The organism is Cellulosimicrobium cellulans (assembly GCF_001722485.1).
Lineage (GTDB): Bacteria > Actinomycetota > Actinomycetes > Actinomycetales > Cellulomonadaceae > Cellulosimicrobium > Cellulosimicrobium cellulans_A.
This window is the reverse complement of the sequence record NZ_LWGL01000341.1, coordinates 1-1,151: the sequence shown is the minus strand read 5'-3', so window position 1 is coordinate 1,151 and position 1,151 is coordinate 1. Positions and strand designations below refer to the sequence as shown.

Sequence of the window (1,151 nt, the reverse complement as noted above, 5' to 3'; positions counted from 1 at the left end):
ACGGCCCCGCGCCCGCGACCGCCGCCGGGGCGACCGTCGTCGCCGCGCACGTCGACGACCCGGCCCGCGTGGGCCCGTTCGCCGCGCTGCGCGACGTCGCCGTCGGCACCCCGGTCGAGGTCGTCGACGCGGCGGGCACGACCCACCGGTACACGGTGTCGGAGGTGCGCAGCATCCCCAAGGCCGACTTCCCCGCCGCCGCCGTGTTCGACCGCACCGGCGACCCGCGGCTCGTCCTCGTCACGTGCGGAGGGAGGTGGGACCCGGGGCAGCGCTCGTACACGGAGAACGTGGTGGTCACCGCCGAGCGGACGGGAGGGGCGTGACGGTCTACGATCGGCGCACGCACCACCGGGCCGCCCGCACGGCACGCCGCACGGGCGGCCCCGAGCACGGAGGACTCGCCCTGAAGCCCACCGACGCCGCGGTCGACGACGCCGACGTCGACGTCGCGCTCCTCGGCCGTCGCTTCGCCGACGGCGAGGAGGAGGCGCTCGCGGAGGCGTACCGGAGGTGGTCGGCGCTCGTGCACACGATCGCCCTGCGCTCGCTCGGCGACCGCAGCGACGCGGAGGACGTGACGCAGCAGGTGTTCGTCTCGGCGTGGCGGGGGCGCCACCGGTTCGACCCCGGCCGCGCGCGGCTGCCCGCGTGGCTCGTGGGCATCACGCGGCACGCGGTCGCCGACGCGCACGAGGCCCGGTCGCGGGCCCGGCGGTCGGAGCAGGCCGCGGCGGCCGTCCCCGACGTCGGGGTGACGGAGGACGACGTGCGCCAGGTCGCGGACCGCGTGCTCGTCGCGGACGAGCTGCGGCGGCTCGGCGACCCGGGACGCACGATCCTCGAGCTGGCGTTCTTCCGGGACCTGACCCACGTGCAGATCGCCGAGGAGCTCGGCCTGCCGCTGGGTACGGTCAAGAGCCACGTGAGACGGAGCCTGATGCGGTTGCGAGACAGGTTGGAGGTGGACGGTGCCGCACATCGATGACGAGGACCTCGCGCTCCTCGCGCTCGGCGAGGACGTGCTCGACGACGCCGCGCGCGCCCACCTCGCCGCGTGCCCGGTGTGCGAGGCGTCCGTCCGCGAGCTGGCCGGCGTGGCCGACGTCGCGCGGTCGGGCGGGGCCGACCGCGACCTCGTCGCGCCCGCG

The 1,151-nt window shown here is 76.9% G+C and carries 2 protein-coding genes and 1 pseudogene; all 3 read left to right on the top strand.

Annotated features, from left to right (window positions below):
* The coding region (locus JZ5iCDA_RS17605; protein WP_139123234.1) for a class F sortase at positions 1-326 on the top strand (326 nt) is incomplete at its 5' end.
* 80 nt (positions 327-406) lie between these two features.
* On the top strand, positions 407-988 hold the full coding sequence (locus JZ5iCDA_RS17600) for an RNA polymerase sigma factor (RefSeq protein ID WP_069388249.1): 582 nt from the start codon (positions 407-409) through the stop codon (positions 986-988).
* Positions 972-1,151 (top strand): annotated as a pseudogene (locus JZ5iCDA_RS17595) (hypothetical protein); the annotation flags it as partial. The gene JZ5iCDA_RS17600 and the pseudogene JZ5iCDA_RS17595, both read left to right, overlap by 17 nt.